The organism is Cryobacterium sp. TMT1-62 (assembly GCF_004403145.1).
In the GTDB taxonomy this organism is placed as follows: Bacteria; Actinomycetota; Actinomycetes; order Actinomycetales; family Microbacteriaceae; genus Cryobacterium; species Cryobacterium sandaracinum.
On the sequence record NZ_SOGZ01000004.1, the window covers coordinates 47192 to 64658 of the forward strand.

The window sequence follows — 17467 nt, forward strand, 5'->3', positions numbered from 1 at the left end:
CCGCGGGTCCCACAAGCTTGCCGAGGTGTTCAGCGCTCGTCTGCGAGCCTCTCTGGGTGGCTTGCGAGTCGGGGAAGAACCCTACGCCCTCCCGTCGGCTGAGGTTTATCTGTGGACGGTGAAGGAGCAGGTCATGCCCTCCGCCGCCACATCTGGTTGACTTTGTCCCCGGCCGCGACCATGCCCCGCTCCCGCTCGGCGGTCTGACGCCCTCGGCCCTGCCTCGCCACGTCCAGCAGGTCCCACGTCTGCTCGCCGGTCATGGAGACCCCGCGGGCTCTGGTGCGCCGGTTTCGGCCGCGGGTCAGGGCGTAGTGGGTGGAGAGCACGGCGGCCCCGATCGCAGCTTGAGCGTCGTGGAAGACGACCTCGTTGGATACTGGCCTGCTGCTGCTGCTGCTGCCACCGTCGTCGACGGAGTGGAGAACCTGGTCACTGCTGCGCTCCTTCACCGGGTACCGGTATTGAAAAGGGGTTGGTGCCGTCACCTAAGATCGTCCATATGATCGACCGTGCAGTATTTCGATTCGCCATGCCCAAGCCGGTGCGTATTACCGGTCGTTCCTCGAGCATCACAAATTCTTTCGTGAATGGCATCATTCCGGTCGTGCCGCCGACTGTTGAGCAGATTGATGAAGCTCTGCGAATCCTTGGTATGGAGGACACGGTGGTGTGCGCGTATTGTGGCGATCCCGCATCAGAGTGGGACCATCTGCGTCCCCTCGTCGTAGGCAAGCAACCAACGGGTTACATCTCGGAGATTCATAATCTCGTGCCAGCCTGCGGCAAATGCAATCAGAGCAAGGGCAATAAGCCATGGCGAACATGGATGTTCAGCTCGGCACGCCTGTCACCCGAGACCCGCGGTATCGCTGGCCTAGAGGAGAGGGCGAACCTCCTCGCAAACTATGAAGCTTGGGAGACACCTACTTTGATTGACTTTGCGTCTGTCGTCGGCGATCAACTGTGGGACGAACATTGGCGCAACCATGCGGCCATCCTTCAAGCGATGAGGGAAGCCGAGACCACAGTCGAGTCGATTCGATTGCGAGTCGCTTCGTCACGCGCGGGGGAGCGAACTCCCACGCTATTTCCAGAGACGTAATCCTTCCGAAGGGCACCGGGAGTGATTCTGAAGTCCTTCTTGGTCGGCTTGAACGAGACTCCTCGTTTGCATCTCTGGATTGAATCGCCGCGCCTCTTGCAGATCGATAGCGAAGGCGGACGGAGCGCATGGTGACGTGCGTGCTGGAGGAAAAGTGACGTGCGTGCTGGAGGAAAGCAATGAGGGCTGTGGAGGAAATGGAGCTCCACCTTCACCGACGATCCTTTCCCTGCTGGCTTTCGCAAACGGCCCACAAAGGGGCCGTTTACGAAACTCTTCACGAAACGGTCCGGTCGAAACAAGAAGAACTCGCTCCTGAGACTTCTCAGGAGCGAGTTCTGGTTCAAGGAGTTCTCGCGTCCGGTTTCGGTCGCGATTCTTGAATTGTGAGCGGGATTTTTGCGGGGGTTGAAGTTCGTCAGCAGGATGGTGACGCGACCTCCGAAAATTCGGGGCGCTGCGTGCAAGACTTACGGCGGAAGCGACATATTCAGTATGTGAGGATCGCCAACACCCCAGCCACCGCCGACATGAGCGAGGGAGCGGCGATGCCTGACAGCGCGGAACCGCCCAAGGCGGCGGCCGACGTCGACTGGTTCACCGTGATCGTCCGGGCGCACTCGACTGCGCTCGTGCGCTACTTCGCCCGCCGCGGACCGCGTCAGGATGCCGAGGACCTGGCCGCTGAGGTCTTCGCGACGGCTTGGCGACGCCGCAATGACCTGCCACGGGAGGCGGTGCTGCCGTGGCTGTATCGCACGGCGGGATTCACGCTCGCGAATTCGCGCAGGAAGCACATCGATCTTCCCGTCGACGAGGTGCCCGAGTCGGGCGTAGTGCGAGTCGACGGCGATCCGGAGTTGAACCTCCTGTTCGATGCGGAACTCCGCGGCGCGCTTGCAAGCGTGGGGGAGCGCGACCGGCAGATCCTTCTCCTCCACGCGTGGGAGGGTCTCGACGGAGCCGAGCTCGCCGAGGTGCTCGGTATCTCCCGATCCGGGGCGGACGCCGCGCTGTCGCGCGCGCGTAAGCGATTGCGAGAAGCCTGGGGCGAGCGGATGTCGTTCTAGGGCTTCTGCAAGATTCGGCACGCCCCGCACATATAACAGGTGAACCGAAATTCCGGAGGCTGATCGATATGAACGACGACGACAAACAACGAGACCTGGTTGCCCGGCTGCGTGCCGCCGACCCAGCGGGGGATGTCGAGGCGCGTGCCGGGTTCGCCGACGAGGTCGTCGCTCGGATGACCGGTTCTGAGGCTGAACCGATGGCCGGATCGGCACCCGCGGCCGACCTGGCCCAGGCACGAGCAAGCCGACGGCCACGCTGGCTCCCGTTCGTCGCGGTCGCGGCGTCGATTGCGATTGTGGGTGGCGCGGGATACGGGATCGGATCGACCACAGGCGGGCCAATGAGCCTCGCCGACGGCGCTGCACCGCCCATCACTCTGCAGTCCAACGGGAGCCCCGAAATCGTCACGCAAGGCGGAATAGAGCCAGCCGTGGGCTCTGGCGCCGCTACCGACCAGAATATGTCTCCCTTGACCTACCCCTACGGATCCGGCCGGAACGCCTTCAGCGCGTCCAGTCTTGGCACACAGGCGGGCACAGCTCAGGCCTACGCCTACGACCCCCGTTCGGCATCCAGCTCAGACAAGGTCACCGCGCTCGCCGCGGCGCTCGGCGTCGGGTTACCAGTCGAACTGCGCGATGGCAGCTGGGTCGCCGGCCCGCGGGACGGCAGCGCCCCGAGCCTGTCAGTGAGTCTCGACGGCATGCTGTCCTTCTACTTCCAGAACCCGGAGGTGAACCCGTGGCAGTGCGAGGGTGATCAGGTCTGCGAGCCGACCGGCGAGCCGCCCAGCGGAGACGCTGCGATCGGAGCACTTCGCGCGCTCCTCGTCGCCGCCGGCCGGGACCCTGCCGCGTTCGAATTTACCTCTCAGGTGTGGGAAGGCTCTCCCACGCGAGCCGCCGAGGCAAAACCGGTCATCGACGGGCAGCAGCTCGACCAAGGTTGGTCATTGGAGATGGCAGAAGATGGTGTCGTCTCCGCCAACGGTGCCCTCGCCGACGTCGTTGCTCTGGGGATGTACCCGGTGGTAAGTGAGCAAGAAGGCTTCGAAAGACTCTCAGACCCGCGGTTCAGCGGAGCACCGACGGTTCTGCCGATGGCCCTCCGTGATCAGGCGTTGACGACCGAGGAGTGGGTGGCGCCGATGGAGCCGCCCGCGACACCAGTCGCCGGTACCTCGGTCTCATGGCCCGTGAACAAGGTTGAGATCGTCAGCGCACAGCTCGGTCTCGCCAGCCAGTGGCAGCCGGACGGGAGCGTCCTGGTGGTCCCGGCGTACGCGTTCACGGATGCCGAGGGCGGCACCTGGTCGGTTCTCGCCGTCGAGGAATCGATGCTCGACTTCCGGGCTTTTTAGACCATCGTTCACTGCCGGTTCGTGGGCGGGGAAGGCTTCATCGAGAAGCCCGACGTGCCCGGCCGGGTCCGCTGATCAGGACAACCCGACGATCTCGCCGTTGTCGTCGATGTCGATGCGTTCGGCTGCCGGTGCGGACGAGAGACCAGGCATGGTGCGCATGTCGCCGCAGAGGGGATAGATGAACCCGGCCCCGATCGACGCACGCACCTCACGCACTGGCAGTCGCCACCCGGTGGGTGCTCCTTTGATTTTGGGGTCGGCCGACAGGGACAGGTGTGTCTTGGCGATGCACACCGGCAGGCTGCCGAAGCCTGCCCGCTCGTACTTGTCGAGTTGCCGAGCTGCCAGAGGCGAGAGGTCCAAGCCGTCGGCGCCGTACATCTCGCGCGCGATCACATCGATCTTGTCGACCAAGGGAAGTTCGTCGGGATAGAGCCGGTGGAAGCTCGACGGTTCAGCGCAGGCCTCCGCAACCGCCTCGGCCAGCTCGACCGCACCCCTGCCGCCTTCGGTGAAGTGGTAGCTGATCGCCGCGCGCACACCTTCCTCTGCCGCGACGTCCATGATCGCTTGATGCTCACTGTCGTAGTCGGTGGGAAATGCGTTCACCGCAATGACCGGCGTCACTCCGTGCCGTCGGATGTTGGCGATCTGCCGGCGCAGGTTCGCTGCCCCGGCGATGACGTCGTCGGGATTCTCGGCGAGCATCTCCGGTGGCAGCGGTCGGCCGGCGACGACCCGGTACTTGTTTGAGTGAGTTTTCAGGTCACGCACGGTCGCGACGATGACGGCGGCATCCGGTGCCAGCCCGGAGGCGCGGCACTTGATATTGAAGAACTTTTCCGCGCCGATGTCTGCACCGAACCCCGCCTCGGTGATGAGGTAGTCGCCGGCATGGATGCCGATCAGATCGGCGACGACCGAGGAGTTACCGGTGGCGATGTTCCCGAACGGACCGCTGTGGACGAGCACTGGCGTCTGCTCCACGGTCTGCATCAGGTTCGGCTTGATGGCGTCCTTGAGTATCGCGGTCATGGCGCCGGCCGCCTTGAGCATCTCGGCGGACACCGGTTCGCCGCCGCGGTTGTAGCCGACGACGATTCTTCCCATCCGTTCACGGAGATCCCGCAACGACGTGCACAGCGACAACAACGCCATCACCTCGCTGGCTGCGGAGATGTCGAAACCGGATTGGAACGGATTGCCGTCGTCAGGACCGCCGAGCCCGGTGATGATGGTGCGCAGCTCGCGATCGTTGACGTCGAGGACACGTCGCCAGGTGATCTCATGGGGGTCGAACCCGAGACGGTTTCCCTTGTGGATGTGGTTGCCGATCATCGCCGACAATAGATTGTTGGCCGCGGTAACGGCGTGCGTGTCGCCGGTCAGGTGCAGGTTCAGTGCCTCCATCGGGACCACCTGAGCGTAGCCGCCGCCAGCGGCTCCGCCCTTGATGCCGAATGTCGGCCCCATCGACGGCTGCCGTATCGCGACGATCCCGAGCTTGTCGATGTGCCGGAAGCCCTGACCGAGCCCGACCGCGGTGGTCGTCTTGCCCGACCCGAGTGGAGTCGGCGTGATTGCGGTGACGACGACATACTTGGCCCGTGGACGGTCACGGAGCTCATCGATCGCATCGAGGGAGATCTTCGACGCTGCACTTCCGTGCGGTTCCAGCAGGTGTGGACCGATCCCCATGTCGGCTGCAACCTCTTCAAGCGGGCGACGGGCCGCAGCGCGCGAGATAGCGAGATCCGACGGCATGGCCGTGGTGATTGATCGAGATGGCTTGAACATGGTGCCTCCTCAGCGCCTCAGCGCCTCTGGGGCCTGGTGACCCAAGCGTACTGTCAGGCCACGGGCTCGTGCCGGCGTGGCGTGGAGCAGTTCGAATGGGGCGTGCGGTACTGCCCCGGGCCCAGTTGACTCGTTGGAGTTCGTCAGAGTCAATCAAGTCGTCATCAGTCCCCATTAAACGAAACGTGATGAGACGACTTTCCGAGGCGCTCGGGGCAGGGGTACCGAGCTCGGCGACTAGGTCCGGCTCAGCGCTTCCTCATCGGCCGCATCATTCTTCTGCACGGCGAATTGGGTCCGGTGCAATTCCTCGTACCGCCCACCCACAGCCAGCAGTTCCTCATGCGTACCCCGCTCCACGATCGAGCCGTCCTCAACAACGAGGATCAGGTCTGCGCTGCGGATGGTGGAGAGGCGGTGTGCGATCACCATCGCCGTCCGTCCCTCGAGCGCCTCGCTGAGCGCCGCCTGCACGGCGGCCTCAGACGTCGAGTCCAGCGCCGCCGTCGCCTCGTCGAGGATGACGACGCGCGGCTGGGCGAGCAGGAGCCTCGCGATGGTCATCCGCTGGCGCTCGCCCCCGGACAGTCGGTAGCCGCGCTCTCCCACCATGGTGTCCAGCTGGTCCGGCAGGGACCGGATGAGCGGCTCGAGCCGCGCACGGCGGACGGCGTCCCACACCTCGTCGTCGGACGCCTCCGGTCTCGCGAGGCGCAGATTGGAGAGGATGGTCTCGTGGAACAGGTGGCCGTCCTGCGTCACCATGCCCAGGGTGTGCCGCATGGAGACGAAAGTGACATCGCGGACATCCGTCCCCGCGAGGCGCACGGCGCCGCTGTCGACGTCATACAGGCGCGAGAGGAGCTGCGCAATTGTGGACTTGCCGGCACCGGACGTACCAACGAGGGCAACGGTCTGCCCCGGCTCGATCCTGAAGGACACGCCGTGCAGCACCTCCTCGCCGCCTCGGGTGTCCAGCGTGGCAACCTCCTCGAGAGAGGCGAGGGAGACTTTGTCCGCGGACGGGTAGGCGAAGCGGACGTTGTCGAACTCGACGGCCACTGGGCCTTCGGGGACGGCGACGGCGTCGGGCTTCTCCTTGATGAGCGGGTCGAGGTCCAGCACCTCGAAGACGCGCTCGAAGCTGACCACCGCGCTCATGATCTCCACCCGTGCGTTTGCGAGGCTGGTGAGCGGCGCGTAGAGGCGGGTGAGGAGGAGCGCCAGGGTGACCACGTCACCGGTATTCAGCTGGCCGGCGAGTGCGAGGAAGCCGCCGAGCCCATAGACGAGCGCGAGGGCGAGAGCGGAGACGAGCATCAGGGCGGTGAAGAAGACGAACTGCAGCATCGCGGTCCGGACCCCGATGTCGCGGACGCGGGCGGCGCGGACGCGGAACTCCTCGGCCTCCTCGTCGGGCCGACCGAACAGCTTGACGAGGGTGGCGCCGGGCGCCGAGAAGCGCTCGGTCATCTGCGTGCTCATGGCGGAATTGTGATCGGCGGCCTCGCGGCGCAGCGCGGCGAGGCGGCTGCCCATGCGGCGGGCGGGTACCAGGAAGATGGGGAGCATGATCACGGCGAGAACCGTCACGAGCCAGGACGTGCTGAGCATGACGATCAGGGTGAGGATCAGCGCCACGAGGTTCGTAACCACGCCGGACAGCGTGCCGCTGAAGGCCTGCTGGGCGCCGATCACATCGTTGTTGAGGCGGCTCACGAGGGCGCCCGTCCGCGTGCGGGTGAAGAACGCGATCGGCATCTTCTGCACGTGGTTGAAGACGGAGGTGCGGAGGTCCAAAATCACGCCTTCGCCGATCCGCGCCGAGTACCAGCGCGTCACGAGTGACACGGCGGCGTCGGCCACGGCCACGAGGGCGATGACGACGGCGAGCCAAACGATCGTGGTGACCTCGCCCTGGGCGACGATGACGTCGACCACCTGGCCGGCGAGTACCGGCGTCGCGACCGCGAGGAAAGCTCCCACGATAGAGAGGGCGATGAAGATCAGCAGCTTGGACCGGTAGGGCACCGCGAACGTCATGATCCGCCGCACGGACTCACGGGAGAAGCCGCGCTTGCCGTCCCTGGCGGTCGAGATCTTGTGCAGCGAGCTCCAGGCCGCGCCTTCCATGCTCATTGAGGTTCCTTCCGTGGGTACCAAACTCAGTTTAGATGGCGAGTTGCCCGAGTTTTGCGACGCGGCTGCCGAGGTGATGCGCGGTGCGCCGGTCAGCGTCATGGACCGCGTCGGGTCCGCGGTCATTCCACGACTGTGCGACGGTTCCCCCCGTCATGACCCAGAAACCTCGTGTGACAGGACTGCACAGGGGCTTGGCGGACCAGGGCGCGACGGAGGTGGTCGCGCTGCGGGGCCGTCAGTTGGGCCGTCCCTCATCTGGACGAGCCTGACACATTCATTTGGTGCTGTCGCTTGTCACAAGGGTTTCAGCGGTTGTACCCTTGTGACATGTTGAGTGTAAAAGAGTACGCCGCCCGCCAGGACATCTCTGTCGCGCGCGTGCACCAGCTGATCCGCGAGGGCAAGGTCGATGCCGAGAAGATCGGCTCAAGCTGGGGAATCGACGAGTCGGAGCTCCGTCGACAGCCTCCGCTCTCCCGCCCGCTGAGCCCGGCCAACTCATGGTCGCTCATCGCTCTGCTGTCGGGCGTCGAACCCGAGAACATGGAGGCGAAGGCTCGCTGGCTCCTGAACCGCAAGTGCGCTGCCCTGGCAGAAAGCAATGCGCCGGCCCTCCTCCTTGCCAGCTGGCTCCGGAATCGCGCACCGGTCCGTGCCTTGCACGCGAACGCCGATGATCTCGGTGACCTCCGCAGCGACAAGCGAATAGTCCTCTCCGGAATCAGTGACGACCGCGCGGGGCTTAGCAGCGAACATGAGGTTGAAGCGTATGTTGACCCCGAGATCGCCCAGCAGCTCATCAACGAGTACCTGTTGGTGAAGGCGAAGAATGCGAATGTCTGGCTCCACCTGGCTCGTGTCCAAGCTGACGCCGACGGGCGAGCGCCGCTGGGCCTTGTCCTCGCTGACCTCGCCGACCACGCCGGGCCACGCGAAAGTCAGCGGATCAAGGAACTGCTGAGCAACCGATGACCGTCATCGACATGCCGGTACTCGGTCAGAGGTCCTCGCTGGCTTGGCACGCCCTTTTCGACCTATCCGAGAAGGTGCCGAATAACTGGTGCCTGGTTGGCGGCCAGATGGTGCACCTCTGGTGCGTCGAACGCGACACCACGCCGAATCGGCCGACCGACGACGCGGATGCTGTTTTGGATGTGCGCGCGCAGCCGACCATCCTCCATCAGGTCACCAAGGCCCTCGTTGACATCGGATTCGAGTCCGCCGGTGAAAGCCCAGAAGGCCATCAGCACCGGTGGACCCGCGGCGATGCCACCATCGACCTCCTCATCGCAGAGCACGTCCGTGGGAAGGCCGCAGCACGACGAGGAGTCACAGGCTGCACCACCCTGGAAGCCCGAGGATCCAACCAAGGAATCGACCGAGCCGAGCTGGTCACCGTCAACCATGACGGGCGCCAGGCCCAGATCTGGCGGCCGAACCTGCTCGGAGCACTCGTCCTCAAAGCTGCCGCATTCACCGCACCGCTTGACCAGGGCGTCAAGCGGCATCTCATAGATTTCGCCGTCCTCAGCACCCTGGTCACCCGTGGAGACCAGCTGGCCGTGCAGATGAGCAAGCGGGACCGCCAGCTGCTCGGTAACGCGATCGGGGCCATCCGCATAGATGGGACAATCATCCCCGTCATCGACGGGGCTGACCTCGGAATCGAACGGCTGACCATCGCGCTGAACGCGTAGCAGCGAGGCCGGTGGCCGGATGGCAGACTCAGACGCTTCGGCCATGGCGTTGTCGTAACTGTCGCCCGTGGAGCTGGCCTTGCTGGGTTGAGCGCTGCCCGGGACCTGATGAACGCCGGGTCGGATGTTGTTGTGTTGGAGGCTCGCGCGCGGCCCGGCGGGCGGGTCGAGCAAACCAGGACTGCCGCTGGCCGCGTCGTGCAACTCGGCGGCCAGTGGCGGCATCCAGATGGCACCCTACGGCCAGCTACTAACATCGAGTTCATGCCGACCAATAGAGACTGCGCTCTGCTCAACAAGGCTGAGAAGCTTCTCGTCATCGAAGATCTGCGTCGACGCGTTAACGTCGTGACATGAGCGACCAGAAGGACGTGACGGCGCGTCGGGGTACGAACCTCCCGGCGATGGCCGATTTCAATCAGTCGGTTATTCTCGACGCCATCCGTCGATCCGCCACCGGCCTGAGTCGCGTCGAGCTCGTGACTTCTACCGGGCTTTCTCCCCAGACCATTTCAAACATCACCAGGCGCCTGCTTGACAGCGGGTTCATCGAGGAAGCCGGCAAGGCGGGCACGGGGCCCGGTAAACCCCGCACGATGTTGCGGCTCAATCCCGGCGGGCGCTACGCGCTCGGAGTTCACGTCGATCCGACGGTCGTGACCTTCGTAATGCTTGATCTCACCGGCAGCGTCGTGAGACGGTCGAGTTTTCCGACCCCAGCGGTGATGGACCCGACCCTCATCATCGAACGGATCGTCGAGGCGCTCGAGCAGCTAATCGACGACTCAGGAGTGCCGCGGGAACGGATCGGCGGGGTAGGCATTGCGGCCCCCGGGCCGATCGACAATGTGCTGGGTACGGTGGTCGACCCGCCGCACCTGGTCGGATGGCATCGGGTTCCGCTGCGGGACGCGCTCCAGTCGGGCGTCGGGCTTCCCTCGATCCTCGACAAGGACGTAACCGCGTCGGCGATCGCCGAGATGTGGGCCGGTGGGGAATCCGGATTGGGCAGCTTTGCCTTCTTCTACCTTGGCACCGGCATCGGGGTCGGTCTCGTAATGCACGACGAAGTAGTCCGGGGAAGCTCCGGAAACGCAGGAGAGGTCGGGCACATCGTCACCGATCCAGCAGGCCCGAAGTGCTTGTGTGGGTTGCGCGGGTGCATCGCTGTGACCTGTACGCCCCAGGCACTCGTCCAGGAAGCAGAGCGCTTGGGCGTCCTCGACGATGCTTGGGGCGCCAACGACACTCGCACTGTCGATTCGCGGTTCACGGAGCTGTGTGCGGCCGCTGAGGCGGGCAACGCGACCGCGATCGAGATCGTGGAGCGCTCAGCCGTACGGATGTCGAAAGCGGTGGCTATCATCGCGAACCTACTCGACGTCGATCGCGTGGTACTCGGCGGCCCGTTCTGGGCACGCCTTTCAGGATATTACCTCCGCAGGATCCCCGAGTTGCTCGAAGAGCTCCGCGCCACGCGAAGCATCCACCGAATCTCAGTGGCGGGATCAACGGTGGGGGAGGACGTAGGGGCGATTGGGGCAGCCTGCCTGGTGCTGGATCGCGCACTCGCTCCGAATCCCAGAGCGCTCCTTCTGTCCTGAGCGAGTGCGGAACTCGGCAAGACACGCCCGGTCAAACCTTGATGCTGGTTTATCTAATCGATGTACTATTAAATCGAGGCACGGCAGCGAGGCATCCTCTTCTCTCCAGTGCGTCGGCACCACATTCCGCATGACCATCTGTACTTGGAGCAAAGGGGAGCACCATGAAGAAAAGAGCAGCAATCGCCCTATCTGCATTCGCGATCGGCGGACTGGTAGCACTCACCGGATGCACGGCCGGATCGGCGCCATCCGAGGGCGAAGACAAGGTCCTCAAGGTCGCCTACATCAAGACCGACGCCTTCACCGCTCTCGACACGCTTTTCACAACCGCCAAGGCGGACTTCGAGGCCGCCAACGAGGGCGTGACCGTCGAATTGCAGCCCATCGCAGCAACAGATGACGACTACAAAACCAAACTCGCCCTCTCACAGCGCTCGGCCGAGACCGCACCGGACATCTTCTACGAAGACACCAATGCGTTGCGAGCGGACGCGGATGCCGGGTACCTCCTCAACCTGGATGAGTACGTCTCCGAGTGGGAGGACTGGGACCAGTTCACCGACGCCGCCAAGGTGGCAGGCGAGGGCGACGACGGAAGCATCTATGCCGTCTCCCTCGGTACCGATACTCGTGCGATCTGGTACAGCAAGCCCGTCTTCGAGGCGGCCGAAATCGCTCTCCCTTGGGAGCCGAAGAGCTGGGACGACGTCATGGAGGCCGCACGCCAGATCAAGGCGAGCAGTCCTGACGTCGTGCCGTTCAACTTCTACGCTGGAACAGGCACCGGCGAGGGCTCGAACATGCAGGGCTTCTACCAACTCCTCTATGGCACCGAACTCGGGGGAGATTCGCTCTACGACTCGGAAACCTCGAAGTGGGTCACTGGCTCGCAGGGGTTCATCGACTCCCTCACCTTCGTCGACGAGCTCTACTCCGAGGAACTCGCTCTGACTCCGGCACAGGCGCTCGATCCCAACATCTGGAAGAGCATCTTCGGGGAAATGTTCCCAAACGCGACTCTCGGCGCAACGATCGAGGGCTCCTACACGCCTTCGTTCTGGCAGACCGGTGGCTCTTACGAGTGGCCCGAGTACGTCGACGACATGGGCGCAACGGTGTTCCCGACCCAGAACGGCCAGAAGCCGGGCGGCGTTAGCATGTCAGGCGGCTGGACACTCGCAGTTGGAGCTAAAACTGCCGACCCGCAGCTTGCCTTCGACTTCATGGCGATGGCGCTGAGCAAGGACAATGCACTCGCATACGACAACGAGAACTCGCAGATTGCCGTTCGCAAGGATGTCGCCGCCGACGAGAGCTACATTGCCGCCAACCCCTTCGTCCAGACCGTCACCGACATCGTCGAGGTGACGAACTTCCGTCCGGCGACGGCTGACTACAACCAGATCTCAGCCGAGGTCCAGAAGGCCAACGAGGCAGTCATCACCGACAAGGCAACTCCCGAGGAAGCGGCCGCAGCCTACGACAAGGCAATCGAAGAGATCGTCGGTGCCGAGGGCGTCATCCAGAAGTAGCAGTACCGAGACACCCAGGTGCGCGCCCACAGATAAAACGGGAACAGGAACACAGTGACTGCAGAAGTGCTCGCACCGCAGGACACACACGTGCGGCGGCCGGAACCGAACTCGGGTTCCCGCCGCCGCCGGGTGCGCGGAATTGTCAAGGCCGTGCGGATGATCCCGCTCGTGCCGGCGATTCTCATCATGATCACGTTTCTCGCCGGACCGATCATCTGGTCGGTTTACGGGTCGTTCACGAATGCGTCGCTCACCGGTGTCAACGCGAGCAACCCCCAGTGGATCGGCTTCGACAACTACGTCAAGCTCGTCAACGATCCCGTTTTTCCCCTCTCGCTCTGGCTGACCGCGATCTTCACTTTCGGCTCCGCTGTGATCTCACAGAACATCCTTGGCCTTGGTCTCGCGCTTCTCATGCAGAAGGCCAATAAGAAGGTAACCGCTTCCGTCGGCACGATCATCGTCGCCGCGTGGATTCTGCCCGAGATCGTCGCCGCCTTCGTCTGCTACGCCTACTTCAGTGCTGACGGCACCCTCAACCAGATTTTGGCGAACTTCGGTATGACCGGCCCCAACTGGCTGTATAGCTTCCCCATGTTCGCGATCATCCTGGCGAACCTGTGGCGTGGCACGGCGTTCTCGATGATGGTCTACCAGGCCGCCCTCAACGACGTACCGCCGGAGATTACCGAGGCGGCAATGATCGACGGAGCCGGCGGCTCCAAGCGCCTCTTTCTCGTGACCATTCCCATGATCAAGAACACGATCGTGACGAACACCATGCTCATCAGCTTGCTCACATTGTCGGTCTTCACCCTCATCTACGTGATGACCGCGGGAGGGCCCGGCAACGACAGCACAACGTTGCCGATCCTCGCTTACAAAGAGGCATTCCGATTCAGCAACATCGGCTATGGCACAGCCATCGCCACCGTCATGCTCATCATCGGCGCGATCTTCTCCGTCGTCTACATTCGGGCACTGCGTCCGCAGAAGGATTAGCCGATGTCAGTCATCGCCGCACCGCCCGAGGCCCGGAAGTCCGATCGGCCCGTCTCGGTAGCCTCCCCCAAGAAGAGCGTGATCGGGTTCCTCGCCAATGCCGTTCTCGTCCTGATCGGCGCCTGTTTTCTTCTTCCCCTGTGCTGGCTCATCTTCGCGTCCGTCGACAACAAGGCCACCTACCAGACCAAGTTTCCTGAAGAGTTCTCGCTGGACAACTTCGCGGCTGTTCTCACTCCCGAACTCACGTTCCTTCCGCTGTGGAATAGCCTGATCATTTCCGTCGGTACGGCAGGTATCACGATCGTCGCCGCGCTGCTCGCGGCCTATCCGCTGTCCCGCTACCAGGCGAGATTCAACAAGCCGTTCATGTACGGGGTGCTGTTCGCGACCGGGCTGCCGATCACGGCAATCATGGTGCCGGTCTACAGCCTTTTCGTCCAGTTCAATCTGCTGGACTCGATCCCGGGCACGATCCTTTTCATGGCCGCTTCGTCTCTGCCGATCGCGATCTTCATGACCAAGAACTTCATGGATTCGGTGCCGATCACCCTCGAGGAAGCAGCTTGGATCGACGGCGCATCGGCGATGGGAGCCCTGCGCCTGATCGTGGTTCCCTTGATGAGACCGGGCATCGCCGTGGTCGGTATCTTCGTCTTCTTTCAGGCCTGGGGCAACTTCTTCGTGCCGTTCATCCTGCTCCTCTCGCCGAGCAAGCAACCCGCCGCGATCAGCATCTACAGCTTCTTCGGCCAGTACGGCGCGATCGCCTACGGACAACTCGCAGCGTTTTCGCTGGTCTATGCGGTGCCCGCCATCGTTCTGTACGTTCTCGTGTCCCGCGGCATCGGCGGCTCGTTCGCCCTCGCGGGCGCAGTCAAGGGATAACTCACCATCACGCCTCGCCGCGCGGCGAGGACCATCGCGGGCTAAGGAGCCACCATGCATGACAATCGAGTCCTCCTCGAAGCGCGAATCGAGCGCGTCATCCGGGAACGGATCAAGCCCGCCGTCTATCGCCGAACCGCCCCGCTGACAATCGCTTCCTGGACCGTCGATGACGAGCCGGTGCCTTTCGACGCGGCCATCGGGCAGAGCTACGAGCCTTTCGCCGTCGGCGGTGCGTGGGGCAAGCCCTGGGGTACCGTCTGGTTCCATCTCACTGGAGGTGTGCCCGCCGAGTGGGCCGAGGATGGCACCCGGGCTGAGGTCGTCGTCGACCTCGGGTTCTCCGCCACGCTCCCGGGCTTCCAGGCCGAGGGCACCGCCTACACGGCGGACGGCGTGATCATCAAAGCGATCGAACCCCTCAACAGCTACATCCCGGCGGGAAACGCTGGGGAGCCCGTCGACATCTACCTCGAGGCGGCCGCCAATCCGAATATCGCCGGTATTTTCACCTTTGGCGTTACCGAGCTCGGCGACAAGGCCACAGCGGGCGACTCGACCAGTTACGTTCTGCGTCGGCTCGAACTCGGACAACTTGACGTCGCCGTATGGGAGCTCCTGCAGGACACCTGGACCCTTATCGGCTTGATGAATGAGCTTCCGCACAGTCTTCCGCGACGGGCCGACATCCTGCACGCGCTCGGACGGATGGCCGATGCTCTCGATCCCGACAACGTTGCGGGCACGGCGGCGGCCGCCCGTGCGACGCTCGTCGGCGTGCTCGCCAGTCCCGCCTACGCGAGTGCCCACCGCCTTGCCGCCGTCGGTCACGCCCACATCGACTCCGCCTGGCTGTGGCCGGTGCGCGAGACCGTGCGCAAAGTCGCGCGAACCTTCTCGAACGTTCTGGCGCTCATGGACGAGGACCCGGACTTCACCTTCGCTGCCTCCTCGGCGCAGCAGTACGCGTGGCTGCAGGTTTACTATCCGGAACTGTTCGAGCGGGTGAAGAAGCAGGTGGCGGCGGGCCGATTCATTCCGGTCGGCGGGATGTGGGTCGAGTCCGACACGAATATGCCCGGCGGTGAAGCGCTCGCACGGCAATTCGTCGCCGGCAAGAAGTTCTTCATGGAGGAGCTCGGCGTCGAGCCGCTCGAGGTGTGGCTTCCGGATTCGTTCGGTTACACCGCATCTCTGCCGCAGATTGTGGCAGCGGCGGGATCTCGCTGGCTCCTCACGCAGAAGATGTCGTGGAACGAGACCAATCGGATGCCGCATCACACCTTCTGGTGGGAGGGCATCGACGGCACGAGAATCTTCACTCATTTCCCCCCAGTCGACACCTATAGCGCGGAAATCTCCGGTAAGGAGCTCGCCAAGGCGGAGCGGCAGTACGCCGAAAAGGGGGTCGGCACTACTTCGCTCCTGCCATTCGGGTGGGGCGACGGCGGTGGAGGCCCAACCCGCGAGATGCTGGCCGCTGCGGCCCGTACGCGTGACCTCGAGGGATCGCCACGCGTCACCATGACGACGCCGGAGCAGTTCTTCCAGAGCGCGCACCGCGAGTACATCGAGGCGCCGGTCTGGTCGGGGGAGATGTACCTCGAATTCCATCGCGGCACCTACACCTCCCAGGCCAAGACGAAGCGCGGCAATCGTCGCAGCGAACACCTGCTCCGAGAAGCAGAGCTTTGGGCCACTGCTGCGACAGTCCTTCGAGGTACGGAGTATCCGTACGACGCCCTCGACGACGTCTGGAAGACTGTGCTCCTACAGCAGTTCCACGACATCCTTCCCGGCACCTCGATCGCCTGGGTGCACCAGGAGGCTGAGCGCAACTACGCGGCCGTCGCGAAGACTCTGGGTGAACAGATCACCCGATCCCTCGAGGTCCTGGCCGGCAGCGGCAGTCATCCGCTCACATTCAACGCCGGACCGAACTCACGCGACGGCGTCCCGGGCCTCTCCGCCGCGACCGCGGCTAGGGCGGGTGCGGCCAAGGTCACCGAAAGCGGGGCCGGTTTGGTGATTGCCAATGACCGGGTGCGTGTCGTCATCGACGATCGGGGACTCATCGTGTCGATGCGCGACCTCGTCGCCGACCGAGAAGTCATCCCCGCCGGCGAGACTGCCAACCTGCTGCAGCTGTTCCGGGACACCCCGATCCAGTGGGACGCCTGGGACATCGACGAGACGTACAAGAACGTCGGGCGCGACTTGACCGAGGCTTCCAGCGTCGCTGTCACGGACGACGGATTCGGGGTGCGGGTCAACCGATCCTTTGGTTCCTCATCCGTGGTCCAGACCCTTCGACTCAACGGCGCGACCGGTGCCCTCGACATCCACACAGCGATCGACTGGCACGAGTCTCAGAAACTCCTGAAGCTCGCCTTCCCCCTCGCGATTCATGCCGACCGCGCAGCATCCGAAATGCAGTTCGGACATGTCTACCGGCCGACCCACGCGAACACCTCCTGGGACTCCGCCCGGTTCGAGACTGTTGCCCACCGCTGGGTTCACGTGGGCGAGCCGGGCTACGGTGTCGCCGTCGCCAACGACGCAAGCTACGGGCACGACATCCGCCGCGCCGCATTGCCTGGTGGCGGCACGAGCACCGTCGTACGCGTCTCCCTCCTGCGCGCGCCCCTCTTCCCCGACCCGGCCTCGGATCAGGGCCAGCAGGAGTTCGTCGTCTCGCTGCGCGTCGGTGCCGAGATCGCGGATGCCGTCGACGAGGGTTATCGAGTTAATCTGCCCTTGCGCGAGGTAAGGGGAGCCGGCCCGGTGGCACCCCTGGTCGTCGTGACCAATCCGGCGATCGTCGTCGAGGCTGTAAAGCTCGCGGAGGACCGTTCCGGCGACGTGATCGTGCGGCTCTACGAGTCACTGGGCGCGCGTGCGCGCGGTGATCTGGCTCCGGGATTCGGCTGGTCGGACGTCACGGAGACCGACCTGCTCGAGCGGGAGACTGAGCCAAGCGCCGTGATCGGGCGCCCAGACCGAACCATCTCGCTTTCGCTCCGCCCGTTCCAGCTCGTCACACTGCGCCTTCACCGCACCACGACAGAGAATCTCGAATGATGACACCTCGGCTGACGAGACTGTCGGCGGTCCGGGAGTCGGCACCACACTAATCCTTTATCCAGCGGTCAGATTGAGGCTTAGCGCGGTGCCGTTCACGACCACACCCACCCAAGGCGTCGCCGCAGCCGCCGGCGGGCCACTGTGGCCGGCGACTGAAGGCCGGACTGGTCCAT

Annotated in this window: 13 protein-coding genes and 1 pseudogene; 11 read left to right on the forward strand and 3 right to left on the reverse strand. The window is 64.0% G+C overall.

Annotated features, from left to right (window positions below):
• Nucleotides 1-131 precede the first annotated feature (131 nt).
• Nucleotides 132-488: a hypothetical protein gene (locus E3T34_RS01090; RefSeq protein ID WP_134341886.1), complete on the reverse strand. Its 357-nt coding sequence runs from the start codon at nucleotides 486-488 to the stop codon at nucleotides 132-134.
• A 14-nt stretch (nucleotides 489-502) separates the two neighbouring features.
• Between E3T34_RS01090 and E3T34_RS01095 the strand changes: the two genes are divergently transcribed.
• The 3 genes from E3T34_RS01095 (at nucleotide 503) to E3T34_RS01105 (ending at nucleotide 3539) form a co-directional block, all read left to right on the forward strand.
• Entirely contained in the window at nucleotides 503-1105 is a 603-nt protein-coding gene (locus tag E3T34_RS01095; protein WP_134341887.1) for an HNH endonuclease, read from the forward strand.
• 548 nt (nucleotides 1106-1653) lie between these two features.
• Nucleotides 1654-2175, forward strand: a complete 522-nt coding sequence (locus E3T34_RS01100; RefSeq protein ID WP_134341888.1) for an RNA polymerase sigma factor — start codon at nucleotides 1654-1656, stop codon at nucleotides 2173-2175.
• A 68-nt stretch (nucleotides 2176-2243) separates the two neighbouring features.
• The gene (locus E3T34_RS01105) at nucleotides 2244-3539 is read left to right on the forward strand and encodes a hypothetical protein (RefSeq protein WP_134341889.1); all 1296 of its coding nucleotides are present in this window, start codon (nucleotides 2244-2246) and stop codon (nucleotides 3537-3539) included.
• A gap of 75 nt (nucleotides 3540-3614) precedes the next feature.
• Here the strand turns inward: E3T34_RS01105 and E3T34_RS01110 are convergent, their stop codons facing one another.
• Entirely contained in the window at nucleotides 3615-5339 is a 1725-nt protein-coding gene (locus E3T34_RS01110) for a formate--tetrahydrofolate ligase (protein ID WP_198412242.1), read from the reverse strand.
• Nucleotides 5340-5576: 237 nt separating this feature from the next.
• A complete protein-coding gene (locus E3T34_RS01115) occupies nucleotides 5577-7478 on the reverse strand; it encodes an ABC transporter ATP-binding protein (protein ID WP_104100417.1) in 1902 nt (633 codons plus the stop codon).
• Between the two features lie 330 nt (nucleotides 7479-7808).
• On the opposite strand from E3T34_RS01115, the gene E3T34_RS01120 reads away from it, so the two are divergent.
• The 8 genes and pseudogenes from E3T34_RS01120 to E3T34_RS01155 all read left to right on the forward strand — a co-directional run bounded on the left by E3T34_RS01120 (nucleotide 7809) and on the right by E3T34_RS01155 (nucleotide 17291).
• Complete coding sequence (locus E3T34_RS01120) at nucleotides 7809-8453, forward strand: helix-turn-helix domain-containing protein (protein WP_104194499.1); 645 nt, start codon at nucleotides 7809-7811, stop codon at nucleotides 8451-8453.
• Nucleotides 8450-9178 (forward strand): hypothetical protein, encoded by a 729-nt coding sequence (locus E3T34_RS01125; protein WP_134341890.1) that lies wholly within the window; start codon nucleotides 8450-8452, stop codon nucleotides 9176-9178. Before E3T34_RS01120 ends, E3T34_RS01125 begins: the two co-directional genes overlap by 4 nt.
• Before the next feature lie 81 nt (nucleotides 9179-9259).
• Nucleotides 9260-9400: pseudogene (locus tag E3T34_RS16640) on the forward strand (FAD-dependent oxidoreductase); the annotation flags it as partial.
• Nucleotides 9401-9531: 131 nt separating this feature from the next.
• Nucleotides 9532-10782, forward strand: coding sequence for an ROK family transcriptional regulator (locus tag E3T34_RS01135; protein ID WP_233191339.1), 1251 nt, complete (start codon nucleotides 9532-9534; stop codon nucleotides 10780-10782).
• Nucleotides 10783-10946: 164 nt separating this feature from the next.
• The gene (locus tag E3T34_RS01140; protein ID WP_104100420.1) at nucleotides 10947-12317 is read left to right on the forward strand and encodes an extracellular solute-binding protein; all 1371 of its coding nucleotides are present in this window, start codon (nucleotides 10947-10949) and stop codon (nucleotides 12315-12317) included.
• Nucleotides 12318-12371: 54 nt separating this feature from the next.
• On the forward strand, nucleotides 12372-13322 hold the full coding sequence (locus E3T34_RS01145) for a carbohydrate ABC transporter permease (protein ID WP_369827953.1): 951 nt from the start codon (nucleotides 12372-12374) through the stop codon (nucleotides 13320-13322).
• 3 nt (nucleotides 13323-13325) lie between these two features.
• Nucleotides 13326-14210 carry a carbohydrate ABC transporter permease gene (locus tag E3T34_RS01150; RefSeq protein ID WP_134341891.1) on the forward strand — a complete coding sequence of 295 codons (885 nt, stop codon included), beginning with the start codon at nucleotides 13326-13328 and terminating at the stop codon, nucleotides 14208-14210.
• A 54-nt stretch (nucleotides 14211-14264) separates the two neighbouring features.
• Nucleotides 14265-17291, forward strand: coding sequence for a glycoside hydrolase family 38 C-terminal domain-containing protein (locus tag E3T34_RS01155; protein ID WP_134341892.1), 3027 nt, complete (start codon nucleotides 14265-14267; stop codon nucleotides 17289-17291).
• Nucleotides 17292-17467 lie beyond the last annotated feature (176 nt).

Coding starts and splice junctions, on each gene's coding strand:
- E3T34_RS01120 (WP_104194499.1), top strand. CDS start 7,809: ATGTTGAGTGTAAAAGAGTACGCCGCCCGCCAGGACATCTCTGTCGCG.
- E3T34_RS01115 (WP_104100417.1), bottom strand. CDS start 7,478: ATGAGCATGGAAGGCGCGGCCTGGAGCTCGCTGCACAAGATCTCGACC.
- E3T34_RS01135 (WP_233191339.1), top strand. CDS start 9,532: ATGAGCGACCAGAAGGACGTGACGGCGCGTCGGGGTACGAACCTCCCG.
- E3T34_RS01105 (WP_134341889.1), top strand. CDS start 2,244: ATGAACGACGACGACAAACAACGAGACCTGGTTGCCCGGCTGCGTGCC.
- E3T34_RS01100 (WP_134341888.1), top strand. CDS start 1,654: ATGCCTGACAGCGCGGAACCGCCCAAGGCGGCGGCCGACGTCGACTGG.
- E3T34_RS01110 (WP_198412242.1), bottom strand. CDS start 5,339: ATGTTCAAGCCATCTCGATCAATCACCACGGCCATGCCGTCGGATCTC.
- E3T34_RS01155 (WP_134341892.1), top strand. CDS start 14,265: ATGCATGACAATCGAGTCCTCCTCGAAGCGCGAATCGAGCGCGTCATC.
- E3T34_RS01125 (WP_134341890.1), top strand. CDS start 8,450: ATGACCGTCATCGACATGCCGGTACTCGGTCAGAGGTCCTCGCTGGCT.
- E3T34_RS01095 (WP_134341887.1), top strand. CDS start 503: ATGATCGACCGTGCAGTATTTCGATTCGCCATGCCCAAGCCGGTGCGT.
- E3T34_RS01150 (WP_134341891.1), top strand. CDS start 13,326: ATGTCAGTCATCGCCGCACCGCCCGAGGCCCGGAAGTCCGATCGGCCC.
- E3T34_RS01140 (WP_104100420.1), top strand. CDS start 10,947: ATGAAGAAAAGAGCAGCAATCGCCCTATCTGCATTCGCGATCGGCGGA.